Raw genomic sequence first — 18,028 nt, forward strand, 5'->3', positions numbered from 1 at the left:
TCACCATTGAGCGCCGAAGGTCTGGCGCAGTTCGTCGATTTGTTCGTCGTTCAGCGTACGTACCGGCTGCTGGCGCAGCAGCAGGTACAGCTTGGCGGTTTCTTCGAGCTCTTCGATGGCGTAGGTCGCCGCTTCCAGGCTCTTGCCCGAGACGACCGGCCCATGATTGGCGAGCAACACCGAACTGTGCTGGCCGACCAGACCACGAATCGCCTCGCCCAATTGCGGATCACCGGGCCGGTGGTACGGGATCAGCGGCAACCGACCGACGCGCATGACGAAGTAAGGCGTCAGCGGCGGCAGGCATGAGGACGCGTCCAGGCAATCGAGGCAGGACAGCGCTGCCGAATGTGTGCAGTGCAGGTGCACGATGGCCTCCGAACCCTCGCGGCCTTCGTAGACCGCGCGGTGCAGGAAGGCTTCCTTGGATGCGGGCTTGCCAGCCAGGTGGTTGCCCTGCCAGTCGAGCTTGGCGATGTCGGCCGGATCCAACTGGCCGAGGCAGGCATTGGTCGGCGTCAGCAGCCAGCCATCGTCCAGACGCACGCTGATATTGCCCGAGGAACCCGGGCTGAGCCCACGCAGATAGAGCGAGCGACCGATCTCGACGATCTCTTCGCGCAGTGCGCTTTCTTTGCTCATGCCAGCATCTCCCATGCTTTGATCATAAAATCGGCACTGCCGAAGTTGCCGGACTTGAGCGCCAGCGCCAGCGGCCGACCGGCCTGGCCGAGCGTCTGGGTCCAGGGCACGCCGGGGTCGATGCTCGGCCCGATGCGCAAACCTTCGATGCCCAGCGCACCGACCACCGCACCGGAGGTTTCGCCACCGGCGACCAGCAACTGGCCCACGCCCTGCTGTTCGACCAGCGCGCGGGCAATCTCGGCCAGGGCCGATTCGATGCGTTCACCGACCTGCTGCGCGCCGAACTGTTGTTGCACGCGGCGTACCTCGTCGGCCGGACTGCTGGCGTAGATCAGCAATGGCCCCTGATGCCCGGAGGCCCAGGCCAGCGCCTCGCCGACCAGCGCGTCGCCGCGAGCCATCAGCTCGGCGGCCTCCAGGCGGAAGGCGGGATAGACCGCTGCAGCCTGCTCGACCTGACCGAGGGTCGCCCGCGAGCAGCTACCACTGAGAATCGCCTGGCGTCCCCAGCCTGGCTCCAGCCGGCTGGCTTCGCCGTTGGCCTGCAACAGCCCCCTGGCCTGCCAGTCCTGGGCCATTCCCAGCGCCAACCCGGACCCGGCGGTAACCAGCGGCAGGTCGGCGCAGGCACTGCCGAGCACGGTTAGATCCTCGTTGTCGATGGCGTCGCTAATGGCGATGCCGATACCGTCGGCGCGTAGCGCGGCGATCCGTTGACGGGTCGCCTCGACACCGGCACGTAGCGTTCGGTAGTCGATCAGGCCGACCGGATAACGTGTCTGCGGCTGCAGCACGCGCAGCAGGTTGGCGTCGCGCATGGGCGTGAGTGGATGGTCTTGCATGCCGCTTTCGTTGAGCAACACATCGTTGGCGAACAGGTAGCCGTTGAATACGCTGCGGCGGTTTTCCGGGAAGGCCGGACAGGCCACGGTGAAGTCGCTGCCCAGCGCGTCGAGCAGCGCATCGCTGACTGGGCCGATATTGCCCTCGGCGGTGGAGTCGAAGGTCGAGCAATACTTGAAGTAGAACTGCTGGCAGCCCTGCTGGCGCAGCCATCCCAATGCCTGCAGCGATTGCGCGACCGCCTGCTCGGGTGTCAGGTTGCGTGACTTGAGTGCCACGACCAGCGCGTCGGCCTCGCCCAGCGCCAATGGCCGGCACGGCACGCCTATGGTCTGCACGGTGCGGGCACCGCCACGTACCAGCATGCTGGCGAGGTCGGTTGCTCCGGTGAAATCGTCGGCAATGCATCCGATCAGAGGCATGGTCAAATCTCCTCGTTGGCCGCAGCAGGCAGGCTGATGCCGGGGAAGGTCTTCACTACGGCGATGTCGTCCTCGCGTCCCAGCCCGGCGGCCGATGCCTGCTTGAACATTTGATGCGCGCTGGCGGTCAGCGGCAGAGGGAAGACCGCATCCTGGGCGCTGTCGAGCACCAGGCCCAGATCCTTGACGAAAATGTCCACTGCCGAGCGCGGCCGATAATCGCCGGCCAGCAAGTGCGGTACGCGGTTCTCGAACATCCAGGAATTGCCGGCGCTGTGGCTGATCACCTCGTACAGGGCCTTGGGATCGCAGCCCTGGCGGATGCCGTAGGCCATGGCTTCGGCCGCCGCGGCAATGTGAACCCCGGCAAGCAGCTGATTGACCAGCTTGATCTGCGACCCTTGCCCCGCCTCCTCGCCCAGCCGATAGACCTTGGCAGCGACCGCCGCGAGGGCCGTTTGCGCCCGCTCGAAGGCAGCAGCCGGCCCCGAGGCCATCATCGTTAACTCGCCTGCCGCGGCACGCACCGCACCCCCGGAAATCGGCGCATCGAGCATCATCACCTGCTGCTCGGCCAGCCGTGCCGAGAGGCGCCGCGCCGCTGTAGCGGAGATGGTCGCGCAAGCGATCACCACAGTGCCCGGGCGCAACCGCGAGGCGATACCCTGCTCACCGAACAGCAACTGCTCGGTCTGGGCGGCATTGACCACCACGATGAACAGCAGATCGCTGAGCGCCGCGCTATCGCCCAGCGCGACCACCGGCTGGCCTCCTTCGGCGGCGAAGGCCTGACGCACGTCCTCGCGGATGTCATAGCCCCATACCGGCAACCCGGCGCGCCAAAGGGAGCGCGCCATGCCCAGGCCCATGGAGCCCAGGCCGACCACGCCAATACTGGATATCGCTGTCACGGGTGAATCCTCTTGTGGTTGTTATCCGGATGCGTCGGCCTCGCTTCGCGCTTCGCGCAGGCGGGCTTCGGCGTTGCGCAAGTGCGAGGAGGCAGCACGTCGTGCCGCCTCGCTGTCACCGACAGCGATCGCGTTGAGCAGCGCGTGGTGCTCCTGATCGACCTGTCGCATGTACTGGGCATTACGCGCTTCGTTGCGGCGAGTCACGCTGATCGCCTGTTGCAGCAGCTGGTGCAGAAAATCGATGGTTTCGAGAAAGTGCTGGTTGCCTGTGGCGGCGACTACCGCGCGGTGAAAGGCGAGGTCCTCGCGCACGCCGTTCTCGCCCCGCTCGACCGCCTCGTCGAGCTCGGCCAGGGCATTGCGCATCGCCCGCAGCTGAGCATTGTTACGCCGCGCCGCAGCCAGCTCGGCGGCCTTGATCTCCAGCGCGCTGCGCAACTCGAGGATTTCGACCACCGCCTCGAAGTTGCCCTGAGGCGGAGACAAGCGCAGTGCCACGGATGGATTGGGCACGACGAAGGTGCCACTGCCCTGCCGCGAGGTGAGCATGCCCTCGCGCTTGAGCATCGAAATGGCTTCGCGTACCACGGTGCGGCTGACGCCGTACTGTTCGCACAAGGCCTGTTCGGTGGGCAGCCGGTTGCCGGCGGCCAGCTGGCCTTCATGAACCGCCGCACTCAGGCGTTTGGCCAGTCGTTCGGCGAGTCTGGGGGTGGTGTCGTTCAGCATATCCACTCGGATCTCCTGGCAACCGCTGCGACTTTTGCCACGCTGCGGGCAAAAGAAACATTGCCAACGGTTGCGTCCACATTAAATTCATCATACAACATGACAACTAGCTGTCACCTGGTTCGTCGATAACAAGAATACGGGCGTTCGACAGGACGCTTCGGATATTTCCTGAAACGGAGTACAGACATGAAGATCCTGGTAACCGGCGGCGCTGGCTTTCTCGGCACCCGTCTGATCGAAGCGCTGCTGGCGCCCGGTGCGAGCGACCTGCTGCCAGCCGGCGCCACCCTCGTCACGGCCGACCTGGCAGCCTGCCCAATCGATGATCCCCGCGTGGTCTCGCACACCGGCGACATCGCCGACCCAGCCTTCATCACCTCGCTGATAGGTCCTGACATCTCCCTGGTCTACCATCTGGCCGCAATCGTCAGCGGCCAGGCCGAAGCCGATTTCGACCTGGGCATGCGGGTCAACTTCGATGCGACCCGTGCCCTGCTCGAGGCATGCCGCCAGCAGGGGCAAACGCCGCGCTTCGTTTTCGCCAGCTCGCTGGCGGTGTTCGGCGGGCCGATGCCCGAGCAGGTTTCCGAAGTCCTCGCACCGCTGCCGCAATCGTCCTATGGCGCGCAGAAGGCGATGGCCGAGCTGCTGATCAACGACTACTCGCGCAAGGGCTTCGTCGATGGCCGGGTCTGCCGTCTGCCGACGATTTCCGTGCGCCCCGGCAAGCCCAACGCCGCCGCCTCGTCGTTTGCCAGCAGCATCCTGCGCGAGCCGCTGGCGGGCGAAGCGAGCAACTGCCCAGTGCCGCTCGAAACCCGCCTGTGGTTGTCCTCGCCACAGACCGTGATCGACAACCTGGTCCATGCCGCGCGTCTCGATGGCCAGGCGCTCGGCCTACGCCGCACGCTCAACCTGCCCGGCATCAGCGTGCGTGTCAGCGACATGCTCGACAGCCTCGCCCGCATCGGCGGCGATGCGGCGCGCGCACGGGTCAGCTTCGAGCCGGACGAGCGGGTGCAGCGCATCGTCTGCAGCTGGCCCGGTGACTTCGACATCCAGAGACCGCTGCAGCTGGGCTTTCGCGTCGATGCGGATTTCGACAGCGTGGTGAGGGCTCATATCAGCGCGACATGAATCGCTGACCCAGACGGCGCCATGGGGCGTCGTCGTGCCATCCAATAACAACAAGAGGAATTTCCAATGGACGCAACTGCTATCGCCGGCCCACAGCTGATGGTGGGCCTGGTCCTGGCCATCATCGTACTCATCGTACTGGTGCTCAAGACCCGTATCCACGCCCTGCTGGCGCTGATCATCGCCGCATCGATCGCCGGCCTGGTCGGCGGCATGGCGCCCGATGCGCTGGTCAAATCCATCACGACCGGATTCGGTGCCACGCTGTCGACCATCGGCCTGGTGATCGGTTTCGGTGTGATGATGGGCCGCCTGCTGGAAGTCTCCGGCGCGGCCGAGCGAATGGCCTACACCTTCGTGCGCTGGCTGGGCAGCAAGCGCGAAGAATGGGCGATGATGGTTACCGGCTACATCGTCTCGGTACCGATCTTCTGCGATTCGGCATTCGTGATCCTCAACCCGCTGGTCCGTGCACTGTCGCGCAACACCGGCAAATCGATGCTTACCCTGGGTATCGCCCTGGCCGCCGGCCTGATGCTGACCCACCATGCGGTGCCGCCGACTCCCGGGCCACTGGGCATCGCCGGGATCTTCAACGTCGACGTCGGGCTGATGATTTTCTGGGGCATGGTGTTCACCCTTCCCGGCATGTTCGTGCTGGTGGCCTATGCCCGCATCATGGGCCCGCGGATCGAGGCGATGATCGCCCAGAGCGGCCAGGCACCGCTCGAGCCGGCCGCAGCCTACCGCGATGTGCTCGAGCGTGCCGATGCCCGCGAGGCCGAACTGCCACCGCTGTGGCTGTCGATGTTGCCGATTCTGCTGCCGATTCTGCTGATCTTCGCCAACACCCTGATCGTCGCGATCACCAAGCTCAACGGTGACAGCACCCTCGCCCAGAGCCTGTTCGGCCAAACGATCGCTTTCGTTGGCAACCCGGTCATCGCCGTCGGGCTCGGAGTGCTGGCTGCGCTGTATGGCCTGGTGCCACGGCGTCCGCGCGAGGAAGTCATCGCGCATATGGAAAAGGGCGTGGAAAGCGCAGGCATCATCCTGCTGGTGACCGGTGCCGGCGGCGCGCTGGGTGCGGTGCTGCGCGACAGCGGTGCAGGCCAGTACATGGGCGAGTGGGTGGCCACGCTGCCACTGCCGGCCGTGCTGATTCCCTTCGTGATCGCTTCGCTGGTGCGCCTGATCCAAGGCAGCGGTACGGTGGCGATGATCACCGGCGCGTCCATTTCCGCGCCGATCCTGGCCTCGATACCCGATGTCAACATGGTATTCGCCGCCCAGGCAGCGGCGATCGGGTCGATGGTATTCAGCTACTTCAACGACAGCTATTTCTGGGTCGTCAACCGCATGCTCGGAGTGACCAATGCCAAGCACCAGCTGCTCACCTGGTCGGTTCCAACCACGCTCGGCTGGCTCAGCTCCTTGCTCACCCTTCTGCTGTTCAACGCGATTCTCGGCTAACGGCCGCCGACGTCGACCACCAGCCAGCACGGCTCTGGCCTGGCCAGGAGGTCGGCAACAGCCTTCCGGCCATTGCTCACCCTGCCCATTCGCACGGCGCAGGGTGGACACGCCTTGTCGATCCATCGCTCTGCAGTCACGGTTGGCGTAAAAAGCGCGAGCCACCCGCGCAGCTCGCTCTTGAACTGGCGGCTGTGGCTGCTAGCTGTGTAAACCCGCGTTGACCGGAGGAAGTGGAGCGCGGCTGATGGGAGGTGGGTAACCGAGACTGGCATGAGGTCTGTGCCAGTTGTATTGATGCAGCCAAGGTAGCGGGTGAGCGGCACGTTGCTCTGGAGTGTCATAACTGCAGACGTATGCCCACTCACGCAAGCTAGTCTGGATGAAGCGTCCGGCCTTGCCATTGGTGCGATGCCTGTAGGATTTGGTCCATAGATGGAGCAAGCCAAGTCTGCGCACCAGGCGGCGCAAGCGCTTGGATCGGCAGCAGACGCCATTGTCAGTCATGATGCGAGTAAGCCGAGGCCCCGGTAGTAGCGCAGCGCCTGAAGAAGCGCGCCGCAGGCGCTGGTGCCGCGCTCATCGGGATGCAGGGAGCTGAACGCTATTCGGCTGGCATCATCGATGGCTACACGGACGAACTCCCAGCCGGCGCCGTCCGAGTTCTGCTGGCGGTTGCCCGTCACGCGGTGGCCGGGTCGGCGGCGGCAACATCCACTGCATCACCCAGCAGCAGCCGGCACCGCTGTCGCGCTGAAACGCTGGCCTTGAGCCTGCCAGCCAGGCAGGAGGAGGTTCGATGGAGTTTCTGGTCAACCTCGACGTCGACGACCTGGAACGGGCCGTCGACTTCTACGGATCGGTGTTCGACCTGCGGGTCGGCCGCCGTCTCGGCACTTTCGCCGTGGAAATGCTCGGCGGTCCGACGCCAATCTATCTGCTGCACAAGACCGCTGGCAGCGCCGCCACAGCGGACGGCTCTCGGCACCGCGACTACGCGCGGCACTGGACGCCGCTGCACCTGGATTTCGTCGTCGAGAACATCGAATCCGCGACCGCCAGGGCCATCGCCCAGGGTGCACGGCTGGAGCAGCCGATAGCGACTCAGGTTGGCCACAAACTGGCGCTCATGGCCGATCCGTTCGGCCATGGCTTCTGCCTGCTGCAGTTCACTGAGCGTGGTTACGACGAGCTGGCCAACTGAACCGATCGAACACCCCGCCAGTCAGCTCAGCCGACGATCACCTGGTTCTTGCCCAGGCGCTTGGCGGTGTACATCGCCGCGTCCGCGCGGGCGAACACGCTGCTCAGCTCGAGATCGCTGGCTTTCAGGGAGGTCAGACCCAGGCTGGCGGTGACACGGAAGCGCTCGCCATTCTCGGCGGTGAACACCACCCGCTCGATCTCGCGCTGCAGGCGTTCGGCGATCTGTTCGGCCAGATCCGGCTGACAGCCCGGCAGCACCGCAGCGAATTCCTCACCACCGATACGCCCGAACAGATCGCTCTGGCGCAGCACGGAGGCACCACAACGAGCGACCTTCTGCAGCACCTGATCGCCCATCTGGTGGCCGTGGGTATCGTTGATGCGCTTGAAGTCATCGATATCCAGCAGCAGGAACGCCAGCGAAGAAGCGAACTGCCGCGCTCGCTCGAACTCGGCGCGAGCGCATTCGAAGAAGTGCCGGCGGTTGCTGCTCTGGGTCAGCACATCGGTGGTGGCCAGGCGCTGCAGTTCGCCTTCGAGCTGCTTCTTCTCGGTGATGTCTTCGGCGATACCGACGATGATCGGGCCCTGGCCACGATCGGCACGGCGGCCAAGGAAACACTTGTCGCTCAACCAGCGCAGTTGCCCGTCACCGCGGATGATGCGGTACTCGCGGGTTTCCACCGCGCCCTCATCGAGCACGGCGAGCATGCTCTTCTGCGCAAACTCGACGTCATCCGGATAGATTGCGTTGCGCCACTCGCCGTAATCGGCCAGCAGCAGGGCCGGCGAGCGCCCGAAGATGCGCTCGTAGGCAGGGCTGACGTAGATCATCCGCTGCGCCTGCCAGTCGAACGCCCAGAGCACGGCATTGACGCCGCCCAACAGGGTGCTGAACAGTTGCTCGCGCTCGCCCAGACGGGCAGCCTCCGCGCGCGCATGCATCAGCGCCAGCAATGTCTGCGCATCGCCGCCCGGTGGCATGCCCATACCCGAATCACCCAGATCACTCGCCAGCCGCATAGCCTTCTTCCTGAAACGACCGTCGCGATTGCGACAGTACTGCATATTGAGAATGCTGTTCAGAGAGCCGGCCAGAAGCAAAGTTCCGGCCGGCTGGAGGCCTTGTGCTTGAGCCGATGGAAGGTCAGGCGATGGCGACTGACGGGCGCAGTGAATAGGTCCGCAGATGCTCGGCGAATTCGCGCAGCGACTGGATGCCGCTGACCTCCGCTTCGTGTACCCATTGCTTGATCGCCGCCAGCATTTCATGGCCGTTCGAGCTGGTTCGCGTCCAGATCTGCTGCAGCGCCAGACGCTTCTCGTAGATCACCTTGAGCGACTGGCTCTGCGCCAGCATGTCGTCGATGTGCGCCTGCTGATCCTGCTGCAACAGGCTCGGCTCCAGCGCCAGCAGACGCTTGGCGCGGCGCAGTTGATGACGCAGCGTGGCGTCGGCGCGGCCAAGCTCCTGGCGCACCAGCGGCACGATGACCAGCTTGCGGTACTGCGCCATGATCTGGAAACGGTTGTTGAGGATCGCCATGGCGCTGTCCATGTCCAGCTGCTGCTTGCACTCGATGCGGTGGGCGATCGGCGCGGTACGGTTGACCTTGGCCAGCCGCAGCAGGCTGAACAGGCGAATCCAGGCCCAGCCCATGTCGAACTCCCATTTGCGCACCGACAGCTTGGCCGAGTTCGGATAGGTGTGATGGTTGTTGTGCAGCTCCTCGCCGCCGATGAGGATGCCCCAGGGCACGAGGTTGGTCGCCGCATCGCGACATTCGAAGTTGCGATAGCCGACCGCATGGCCGAGGCCGTTGACCACGCCGGCGGCCCAGAACGGAATCCAGATCATCTGCACCGCCCAGACGGTCAGGCCGAGCGCGCCGAACAGCGCCAGGTCGATCAGCAGCATCAGTACGATGCCGACATTGGGAAAACGCGAATAGAGGTTGCGCTCGATCCAGTCGTCCGGGCAGTTCTTGCCGTAGATGCGCAGGGTTTCCTCGTTCTTCGCCTCTTCCATGTACAGCTCGGCGCCCTTGCGCAGCACCGTGCTCAGGCCCTTCTGCACCGGGCTGTGAGGGTCATCGGGGGTCTCGCATTTGGCGTGGTGCTTGCGGTGGATGGCGGTCCACTCGCGGGTGTTCATCGCCGTGGTCAGCCACAGCCAGAAACGGAAGAAATGCTTGAGCGCCGGATTCAACTCCAGCGAGCGGTGCGCCGAGTAACGGTGCAGATAGACCGTGACGCTGACGATGGTGACGTGAGTCAGCAGCAGCGTGGTCGCGATGAGTTGCCAGACCGACAGGTCGAGTAAACCGGTGTGCCACATGATAACGGGGTGCCTCTTGCAGAACGGTGCGCCAACGACCTCCGCTGACGTTCACCTGGCCTCAGCCTAACACCAGGCGTCGGCGAGTCTAGGAAACGGCCCGACCGACCGTCTAAAAGCTGGTGATTTTTTAGCCAGATTCGGCTGCAATCGCTACGCTTCGGTACGTAGCGCAAGGCTGACGTGCGTTCCCGAAAGACGCTACCGGCCGTACTAGCATAGAGCTATCATTGTTTCTTTTTTGCCCTGGAAAGTTGCGGCTCATGCAAACGTCGTACGGCGAGCGCAGCACCTCGCGCCACTGGCCGGCCCGCCGATGACGAACGCCGGCATCACCACCCCCCACTGGATCTTCGCGCTCGGCAGCCTGCTGCTGGTGCTGCTGTTCGGCAGCCTGGCGTTCAACGATTACCGCGCGCGCGATGCCGCCTGGCACCTGGAAATCGACACCCACGGCGAACTGCAGAGCCTCGCGTTGCAGAGCGCGCAGCTCAATCAGCGGCGTCAGGCCGACATGGTCGCCACTGCGCTGGCTGGCAATGCCGAAGTGCTGCGCCAGTTACGCCAGATCGATACGGCGCTACGCGATGGCAGGGCCATGGACGATGCGCGCATCGAACTGGCACGCCAGCGTCTGCGTGCCGCGCTGAGCCCGGCCTGGAGCGCCATGCAACGCCACGGCGCACTGCAGTTGCAGATCTTCTGGAGCGACGCCGGGGTCGCCCTGCTGCGCATGCAGCAACCGGAGCGCTTCGGTGACGCAATGGCGGCGCAACGCCCAATGCTGCGCCGCGCGATAAGCGAAGGCAGCATGCAGTACGGCATGGAGGTCAATGCGCTCGGCGCCAGCAGTCGTGCCATCGTTCCGTTGCGTGCAACCGACAGCGAGTCCGGCGAGATCATCGGCGCCCTGGAAGTCGGCTACAACGTGCTGCCGGAACTGCCCGAGCTGGGCGACCAGCTGGCCGCCGGACTGGCGCTGATGGTCAATCGCCAGGCACTGCAGGCAGCCGACGTGGAAGCCCCCAGCGGCGTGCAACTGCGCAGCGACGGCGACTGGCTGCTGATCGAGCATTCGGCGACGCAGATTCTGCACTGGGCGCAGCAAGGCATGCTGCCCGAGCCGGAGATCGGCCTGGCCTTGCGCCTGCTGAGTGCCGACGGTCGCACCTATATGCTCAATCAGATTCCCCTGCACAGCGACCGCCGGGCCCAGCCATCGGCGCCGCTGCTGGCAGCGGCGCTGGTCTGGCGCGATATCAGCGCGATGCAGCAGGAGCACCAGCAGGCCGAACGCCGGCTGTTGCTCAAATGGAGTCTGGCCTGGCTGATCGCCGAGGCGCTGCTGCTGACCCTGGCGGTGCTGCTGCAACGGCGCATCGGCGCGCAGCTGCAGCATCAGTTCAGCCAGCAACAGCAGGGCCGTCGCCGCCAGCGCCTGCTCGACCGCGCGCAGAAAATCGCCAGCCTGCTGCCCGGCATGGTGTTCCAGCTCAAGCGGTTCGCCAACGGCCGCTATGCCTTCCTCTATGTCAGCGAGGGCGCACGAGACCTCTACGGTATCGACCCGCAGCGGCTACTGGTAGATGCTGCCCAGGCGCTGGCGCACGTTCATCCGCAGGATTTGCCACGGCTGAAAGCCGCGCTGCTGCGCCTGGCCGCGCGGTCGACGACCGGCTCGGTGGAATTCCGCATCCAGCATCCGCAACGCGGCCTGCTCTGGGCCGAGGGACGTGCCACCGCCGAACGTCGCCCTGACGGCACCGTGCTCTGGCACGGCTTCGTCACCGAGATCACCGAACTGATGGAAGCCACCCGCGCGCTGCAGAAGAGCGAGAGCCGCTACCGCGCCATGGTCGGCAACCTGCCGGGCGTGGTCTACCGCTGCCGCAACGACGGCCGCCGGCGCATGAGCTATCTGAGCAACGGCATCGAACGCCTGACCGGCTACCCGGCCAGCGATTTCATTGGCGACCGCATGCGCAGCTACGCCAACCTGATCCACCCAGACGACCTCGAGCTGGCCCGGCAACACGCCGAGCAGGACACCTTCGAGGGCATCTACCGGCTCATCAATGCCGAAGGCCGGACCGTCTACGTGCGCGAAAAGGCCCGCGTACTGCGCGAACGCGACGACCCGGTCGGCTGGTGCGACGGTTTCATCTGGGACGTCACCGACCAGGCACTGGCCAAGGAAGAGATGCAGGAGCGCGAGCGCTACCTGAGCATGCTGATCGACAACGTGATCGACGCCATCATCATCATCGACGCCCGCGGCATCATCGAGACCTTCAACCACGCCGCCGAACAGATCTTCGGCTACAGCGCCGCAGAGGTCATCGGCCGCAACCTGTCGATGCTCATGCCCGAACCGGACCGCTCCGCCCACGACAGCTATCTGGAGACCTACGAGCGACGCGGCATTCCTCGGGCGCTGGAACAGAACCGCGAACTCACCGCCCTGCGCCGTACCGGCGAAACCTTCACCATCGAACTGCGCGTCTCGCAGATCAACCACCACGGCGAGCGCCGGTTCATCGGCCTGGTGCGCGACATCACCGAGCGCAAGCGCATCGAGCGAATGAAGAGCGAACTGGTGTCCATCGTCAGCCACGAGCTGCGTACGCCACTGACCTCGATCTCCGGCGCCCTCGGCCTGATCGTCGGCGGTGCGCTCGGCGAGCCTTCGCCGAACATGCGCCAGATGATCGACATCGCCCACCAGAACAGCCTGCGTCTGGGACGCCTGGTGGACGATCTGCTGGACATCGACAAGCTGGTCGCCGGCAAGATGACCCTCGACGTTCGCGCGCATGCGCTGCCGGCATTGCTGCAACAGGCGATCGCCGCCAATCAGGGCTATGCCACCAAACACGGCGTCGCACTGGAGCTGCTGCCGACGCCGGATGTCCAGCTGATGGCAGACGACGATCGGTTGCAGCAGGTACTGGCCAATCTCATCTCCAATGCGGTCAAATTCTCGCCGCGGAGTGGCACTGTTTCGCTCGCCAGCGAGCGGTGCGACGGCTGGATACGAATCTCGGTACGGGATCAGGGACCGGGTATCGCCCCCGAATTCCACACACGGATCTTCCAGAAATTCTCCCAGGCCGACTCCTCCGACAGCCGCCAGAAGGAAGGCACCGGCCTGGGCCTGGCCATCAGCAAGGAACTGATCGAACACATGCACGGCCGGATCGGTTTCGATTCCGAGCTCGGTGAAGGCGCCTGTTTCTGGTGCGAACTGCCAGTCGTGCCGCTGGCGCAAGATCAATCCTGATGCTTCCGTATAAGCGGACGCGCACGCAAACGACCCCCCGGAGGCACAATGGCCGAACTCAGGCGCATCCTGCACGTTGAAGACGATCCGTCGATTCAGGCGGTGACCAAACTGGCCCTGGAGGCCGTTGGCGGATATCAGGTGCTGTCCTGCTCCTCGGGCGCACAGGCGCTGGAGGAAGTCGAAGCCTTCGCCCCCGACTTCATCCTGCTGGACGTGATGATGCCGGGCATGGACGGCCCGCAGACGCTGCTCAGGCTGCGCGAGCGCATCGACCTGGAACGGATTCCGGTAACATTCATGACCGCCAAGGTGCAGCCGAGCGAGATTGAGCACCTGCGCAAGCTGGGCGCGCGCGACGTGATCGTCAAGCCGTTCGACCCTATGCAGCTGGCCGAGCAGATTCGCAGCATCTGGCTAAGTGGCCGATACTAGGCAGAACTGCTTAATCCCCCGGTCGTGACACGCTGCCGACCCGGATGCCTCCCACCGAACCAGCAAGGCGCGACGATGGAGTCACCGCAACAAAGCACGACGCCAATGCCATCCACCGCCCAGCCACGCGAGCTGTCACGCCTGGCAGCGCTGCTGCGCTACGAAATCCTCGACACGCCCGAGGACAGCGCTTTCGATGACTTCACCGCGCTTGCCGCGCAGATTTGCGACACGCCCATCGCGCTGATCTCGCTGGTCGACGACCGTCGCCAGTGGTTCAAGAGCCGGGTCGGCCTCGACGTCAGCGAGACCCCGCGGGAAATCTCCTTCTGCACCTACACGATCACTGGCGACGAAATCTTCGAGGTACCGGATACCCTGCAGGACCCGCGTTTCTGCAGCAACCCGCTGGTGCTCGGCGACCCGCATATCCGCTTCTACGCCGGCACGCCGCTGACTTCGCCGGATGGCTACAACCTCGGCACCCTGTGCGTGATCGACCGCCAGCCACGGCGCCTCAGCCCGGAGCAACGCGAGACCCTGGAGCGCCTCGGGCGTCAGGTGATCCGCCTGTTCGAGCAGCATCTGCTGGCGCACCGCCACGCCGAGCAGGCGGCGTTGCAGCAGGCGATCCTCGACAGCGCCTCCAGCGCCGTACTGGTGACCCGTCCCGACGGCATCGTCACCAGCGTCAACCCGACCGCCGAGCGCCTGCTGGGCTACAGCGAGCAGACCCTGGTCGGCCATCCGCTGACCGCCGCGCTGTTCCGCCCGGAGGCGCTGCAGCGCCGGGCGCTGCTGCTTTCCAGCGAGTTGCAGATGCCGGTCGAGGCTGACTTCTCGGTACTGACCGCGCCGCTGCACCGCGGTCGACGCGACATGTCCGAATGGCGCCTGCGCCACCAGAACGGCAACGAGGTGCCGGTGCTGCTGGGGGTGAGCGCGATCCATGACGAGCAGGAGCACCTGCGCGGCTACCTGGTCAACGCCTACGACCTGGCCTATCAGGAGCAGCTGCAACTACGCTTGCAGCAGATCGCCGCGCAGGTCCCGGGCATGCTCTTCCAGTTCCACTGGCGCGCCGATGGGGCGTCGTGCTTTCCCTACGTCAGCGAAGGCGTCGAGCAAACCTACGGGCTCAGCCCCGCACAGCTGGCCAGCAGCTTCGCACCGATCGTCTGCCGGGTCCACGGGCCCGACCGCAGCGCGCTGCTGCTCAGCATCCGCAAGGCGGCGAGCGAGCTCACGCCCTGGCACAGCGAGCACCGCGTCGAGCACCCGCGCAAGGGGCTGATCTGGGTCGAGGCGCGGGCCACGCCGCTGCAACAGGTCGATGGCTCGGTGCTCTGGCATGGTTTCGTCACCGATATCACCGCGCGCAAGGCCGAACAGCTGGAGCTGGACAAGCAGCAGGAAATGAACCGGCGCCTGCTCGAAGCGCTGAGCGAAGCGGTGATCGCCTGCGACGCCGAGGGCAATCTGACCCTGTTCAACGAGAAAGCTAAACAGTGGCATGGGGCTGACGCCGAGTCGGGCTCGCCGGAGCAGTGGGCGACGCGCTATCAACTGTTTCGCGCCGACGGCATGACGCCGTTGCAGCCCGAAGAGATTCCGCTGCGCCGTGCGCTACATGGCGAGCATGTCATCAACCATGAAATGGTCCTGCTGAGTCAGGGCGCGCCACGATATGTGCTCTCCAACGCCGATCCGCTGTTCAGTTCCGACGGCCATCCCTTGGGCGCGGTCGTCGTCATGCACGACATCACCGAACGCAAGCGCATCGAACGCCTGCAGCGCGAGTTCATCTCTACCGTCAGCCACGAGCTGCGCACGCCGCTGACCTCCATCACCGGCGCCCTGGCGCTGATCTGTTCGAACGTCATGGGCGAAGTGCCTGAATCGATGCTCGAGTTGCTGGATATCGCCCAACAGAACAGCCAGCGCCTGGGCGCGCTGATCGACGATCTGCTGGATATGGAAAAACTGCACGCCGGCAAGATGCGCTTCGACATGCTCGAGCAACCGCTGCCGCCCCTGCTGGAACTGGCCCTGCGTAGTAACGGCAGCTACGCCGAGCGGCATGGCGTGCAGCTGCACCTCGGCGCCTGCCCGGCGGTGAGCGTGACGGTCGATGCCATGCGTGTGCAGCAAGTATTGAGCAATCTACTTTCCAACGCAGCGAAGTTCTCCCCGGCCGGTGAGCAGGTCGAACTGTCAGCCCAATTCAGTGACGGCCGGGTCCGGGTCAGCGTCCGAGACCAGGGCCCGGGCATTTCCGACGAATTTCATGCGCGGGTATTCCAGAAGTTCGCCCAGGCCGACTCGTCCGACAGCCGCCAGCAAGGCGGCACCGGGCTGGGCCTGGCGATCAGCAAGGAGCTGATCGAGCACATGGGCGGGCAGATCGGCTTCGAATCCGAGCCCGGCCGTGGCGCCTGCTTCTGGTTCGAACTACCCGCACAAGGCCAGGCCAAGGAGAGACCATGATGAAACAGCTCAAGCGCATCCTGCACGTCGAAGACGTACCGTCCATCCAGGTGGTGACGCGTATCGCCCTGGAAAAGCTCGGCGGCTTCGAGGTGCTCAGCTGCCAGTCCGGTCAGGCCGCGCTCGATCAGGTGCAGGCCTTCGCCCCTGATCTGATCCTGCTCGATGTGATGCTGCCGCAGATGGACGGCATCGAGCTGGTTCGCCAGCTCTCCCATCTGATCGACCTGCAGCAGACGCCCGTGGTGTTTCTCACCGGCCACTTGCAGCCCGAACGGCTGCAGGAGCTGCGCCAGCTCGGCGTGCGCCAGGTGCTGAGCAAGCCCTTCGATCCGCTGCAGCTTGCCACCCAGCTGCGGCAGATCTGGGAGGCCGAGCATGGATGATCGCACCCGCCTGGCGCTGCAGGAGCAGCTGGCGCAGCTGGAACAGCAATTCGGCGAACGGCTGCAGGCCGACCTGATTGACCTCGCCGCGCTCGCCCAGGATCTGCAGCAGACTCGCGCCACTGCCAGCCGCCGGCTGGTGATGCTGAACATCCGCGAGCGCCTGCATCGTCTGGCCGGCGCCGCCGGTACCTTTGGTTTCGCCAAGCTCGGGGAGCGCGCCAGACAACTCGAACAACGTGCCGACCGCTGGCTGGATTCGGCCAAGCCGGGCAGTCGCGCGGCCGAGGCCTTCGCCCGCGCGGTGCTGCAATTGGCCAGCGAAACCCCCGGCCAGGAACGCCACGGCGCGGCGGAGCTGCCCGAACATCACGAGGACCCGGCACCCGGCTGTCGCATCTACCTGATGAAGGCCGATCCGGTCGCGGGCGCCAGCATGGCGGTGACCCTGCGCAACTTCGGCTATCTGGTCAGCGAGTGGCTCAGTTTCGCCGCGCTGCAGGAGGCCGTGGCCGATGAGCTGCCCGACGCCCTGATCGTCAGCGTCGAACAGGAAGGCGATTTCGAGGCGCTGGCCGCCCTGCAGCAAAGCCTCGAGCAACCACTGCCGCTGCTGGTCATCCATGATCGTGCCGATTTCGCCAGCCAGCTGGCCGCGGTACGCGCCGGGGCCCAGGGCTTCTTCGTCCGTCCGCTGGACATCACCCAGCTGGAAAACAGCCTGGAGCGCTGCCTCGATCGACAGCAGGGCGAGCCGTTCCGCGTGCTGATCGTCGATGATGACGCCGAACTGGCGGCACGCTACAGCCTGGTGCTGCGCAACGCGCAGATGCAGGTGCAGATCCTCACCGAACCGACCCGCGTGCTGGACACCATGCGCAGCTTCAATCCCGAGGTGCTGTTGCTGGACATCAACATGCCGGACTGCTCCGGCCCGGAGCTGGCGCAGATGATCCGCCTGCATGACGAATGGCTGCGGGTGACCATCATCTACCTTTCTGCCGAGACCGATACCCACCGGCAGATGGCAGCGCTGCTCAAGGCCGGCGACGACTTCATCACCAAGCCGATCAGCGACACCGCGCTGGTCGCCGCGGTGTACTCCCATGCCCAGCGTGCGCGCTCGCTGAGCACCGCGCTGGCCCGCGACAGCCTTACCGGCCTGCTCAAGCACGCCGATATCAAGGAGCAGCTGGCGCTGGAAGTGCAGCGCACCACCCGTACCGGCAAACCGGCCAGCGTGGTGATGCTCGATCTCGATCATTTCAAGCAGGTCAATGACACCTACGGGCACGCCGCCGGTGACAACGTGATCCGCGCCCTGGCCAACCTGCTGCGCCAGCGCCTGCGGCGTATCGACAGCCTCGGCCGCTATGGCGGCGAGGAGTTCGTCGCCGTATTGCCCGAATGCTCGGCCCTGCAAGCGCGGCGCATCTTCGACGAAATCCGCGTGCGCTTCGCCGCGCTGAGCTTCAATGCCGGCGACCAGGAGTTCTGCGTGACCTTCAGCGCCGGCATCTGCGAAACCGACGGTCACAGCGCCGCTGGCCTGCTGCTCGAGCGTGCCGACCAGGCGCTGTATGTGGCCAAGCACAATGGCCGCAACCAGGTGCAGATCGCCCAGCGCTGAGCGCCCGGCCCTTTCGGCGGCGAACCGCGGTGGTCCGGGCAGGTCTGACTATACTGAACTCATCCCGGTGACCACGCGGTAGCGAGGCAACTGGGGATTC

At 65.2% G+C, this 18,028-nt stretch carries 14 protein-coding genes and 1 pseudogene; 8 read left to right on the top strand and 7 right to left on the bottom strand.

Annotation, left to right across the window (positions count from 1 at the left end; all coding sequences use genetic code 11):
• From P5704_013485 to P5704_013500, 4 genes are all read right to left on the bottom strand, one after another.
• Positions 1 to 642: an aldolase gene (locus P5704_013485; GenBank protein ID WOF77080.1), complete on the bottom strand. Its 642-nt coding sequence runs from the start codon at positions 640 to 642 to the stop codon at positions 1 to 3.
• Positions 639 to 1,910 carry a four-carbon acid sugar kinase family protein gene (locus tag P5704_013490; protein ID WOF77081.1) on the bottom strand — a complete coding sequence of 424 codons (1,272 nt, stop codon included), beginning with the start codon at positions 1,908 to 1,910 and terminating at the stop codon, positions 639 to 641. Before P5704_013490 ends, P5704_013485 begins: the two co-directional genes overlap by 4 nt.
• 2 nt (positions 1,911 to 1,912) lie before the next feature.
• Positions 1,913 to 2,779, bottom strand: coding sequence for an NAD(P)-dependent oxidoreductase (locus P5704_013495; GenBank protein WOF81231.1), 867 nt, complete (start codon positions 2,777 to 2,779; stop codon positions 1,913 to 1,915).
• Positions 2,780 to 2,842: 63 nt separating this feature from the next.
• Positions 2,843 to 3,553 (bottom strand): FadR/GntR family transcriptional regulator, encoded by a 711-nt coding sequence (locus P5704_013500; protein WOF81232.1) that lies wholly within the window; start codon positions 3,551 to 3,553, stop codon positions 2,843 to 2,845.
• Between the two features lie 189 nt (positions 3,554 to 3,742).
• Here P5704_013500 and P5704_013505 point away from each other — a divergent pair, with 189 nt between their 5' ends.
• Both P5704_013505 and P5704_013510 read left to right on the top strand, forming a co-directional pair.
• Entirely contained in the window at positions 3,743 to 4,693 is a 951-nt protein-coding gene (locus P5704_013505; protein ID WOF77082.1) for an SDR family oxidoreductase, read from the top strand.
• A gap of 66 nt (positions 4,694 to 4,759) precedes the next feature.
• Entirely contained in the window at positions 4,760 to 6,166 is a 1,407-nt protein-coding gene (locus tag P5704_013510) for a gluconate:H+ symporter (GenBank protein WOF77083.1), read from the top strand.
• A gap of 201 nt (positions 6,167 to 6,367) precedes the next feature.
• On the opposite strand, the pseudogene P5704_013515 reads toward P5704_013510, so the two are convergent.
• A pseudogene (locus P5704_013515) lies at positions 6,368 to 6,867 on the bottom strand (DDE-type integrase/transposase/recombinase).
• A gap of 98 nt (positions 6,868 to 6,965) precedes the next feature.
• Here P5704_013515 and P5704_013520 point away from each other — a divergent pair.
• Positions 6,966 to 7,370: a VOC family protein gene (locus tag P5704_013520; protein ID WOF77084.1), complete on the top strand. Its 405-nt coding sequence runs from the start codon at positions 6,966 to 6,968 to the stop codon at positions 7,368 to 7,370.
• A gap of 26 nt (positions 7,371 to 7,396) precedes the next feature.
• Here the strand turns inward: P5704_013520 and P5704_013525 are convergent, their stop codons facing one another.
• Together P5704_013525 and desA are read right to left on the bottom strand one after the other, a co-directional pair.
• A complete protein-coding gene (locus tag P5704_013525) occupies positions 7,397 to 8,395 on the bottom strand; it encodes a sensor domain-containing diguanylate cyclase (GenBank protein WOF77085.1) in 999 nt (332 codons plus the stop codon).
• A gap of 124 nt (positions 8,396 to 8,519) precedes the next feature.
• Positions 8,520 to 9,710 carry a delta-9 fatty acid desaturase DesA gene (desA, locus tag P5704_013530; protein WOF77086.1) on the bottom strand — a complete coding sequence of 397 codons (1,191 nt, stop codon included), beginning with the start codon at positions 9,708 to 9,710 and terminating at the stop codon, positions 8,520 to 8,522.
• 316 nt (positions 9,711 to 10,026) lie between these two features.
• On the opposite strand from desA, the gene P5704_013535 reads away from it, so the two are divergent.
• The 5 genes from P5704_013535 to P5704_013555 all read left to right on the top strand — a co-directional run bounded on the left by P5704_013535 (position 10,027) and on the right by P5704_013555 (position 17,928).
• Positions 10,027 to 12,990, top strand: a complete 2,964-nt coding sequence (locus P5704_013535; protein WOF77087.1) for a PAS domain S-box protein — start codon at positions 10,027 to 10,029, stop codon at positions 12,988 to 12,990.
• Between the two features lie 48 nt (positions 12,991 to 13,038).
• A complete protein-coding gene (locus P5704_013540) occupies positions 13,039 to 13,425 on the top strand; it encodes a response regulator (GenBank protein WOF77088.1) in 387 nt (128 codons plus the stop codon).
• Between the two features lie 75 nt (positions 13,426 to 13,500).
• Positions 13,501 to 15,912 carry a PAS domain S-box protein gene (locus tag P5704_013545; protein WOF77089.1) on the top strand — a complete coding sequence of 804 codons (2,412 nt, stop codon included), beginning with the start codon at positions 13,501 to 13,503 and terminating at the stop codon, positions 15,910 to 15,912.
• Positions 15,912 to 16,298 (top strand): response regulator, encoded by a 387-nt coding sequence (locus P5704_013550; GenBank protein ID WOF81233.1) that lies wholly within the window; start codon positions 15,912 to 15,914, stop codon positions 16,296 to 16,298. The genes P5704_013545 and P5704_013550 overlap by 1 nt, the downstream gene beginning before the upstream one ends.
• The gene (locus P5704_013555) at positions 16,291 to 17,928 is read left to right on the top strand and encodes a diguanylate cyclase (protein WOF77090.1); all 1,638 of its coding nucleotides are present in this window, start codon (positions 16,291 to 16,293) and stop codon (positions 17,926 to 17,928) included. The genes P5704_013550 and P5704_013555 overlap by 8 nt, the downstream gene beginning before the upstream one ends.
• Positions 17,929 to 18,028: the final 100 nt, after the last annotated feature.

This window comes from Pseudomonas sp. FeN3W (genome assembly GCA_030263805.2).
Lineage (GTDB): Bacteria > Pseudomonadota > Gammaproteobacteria > Pseudomonadales > Pseudomonadaceae > Stutzerimonas > Stutzerimonas stutzeri_G.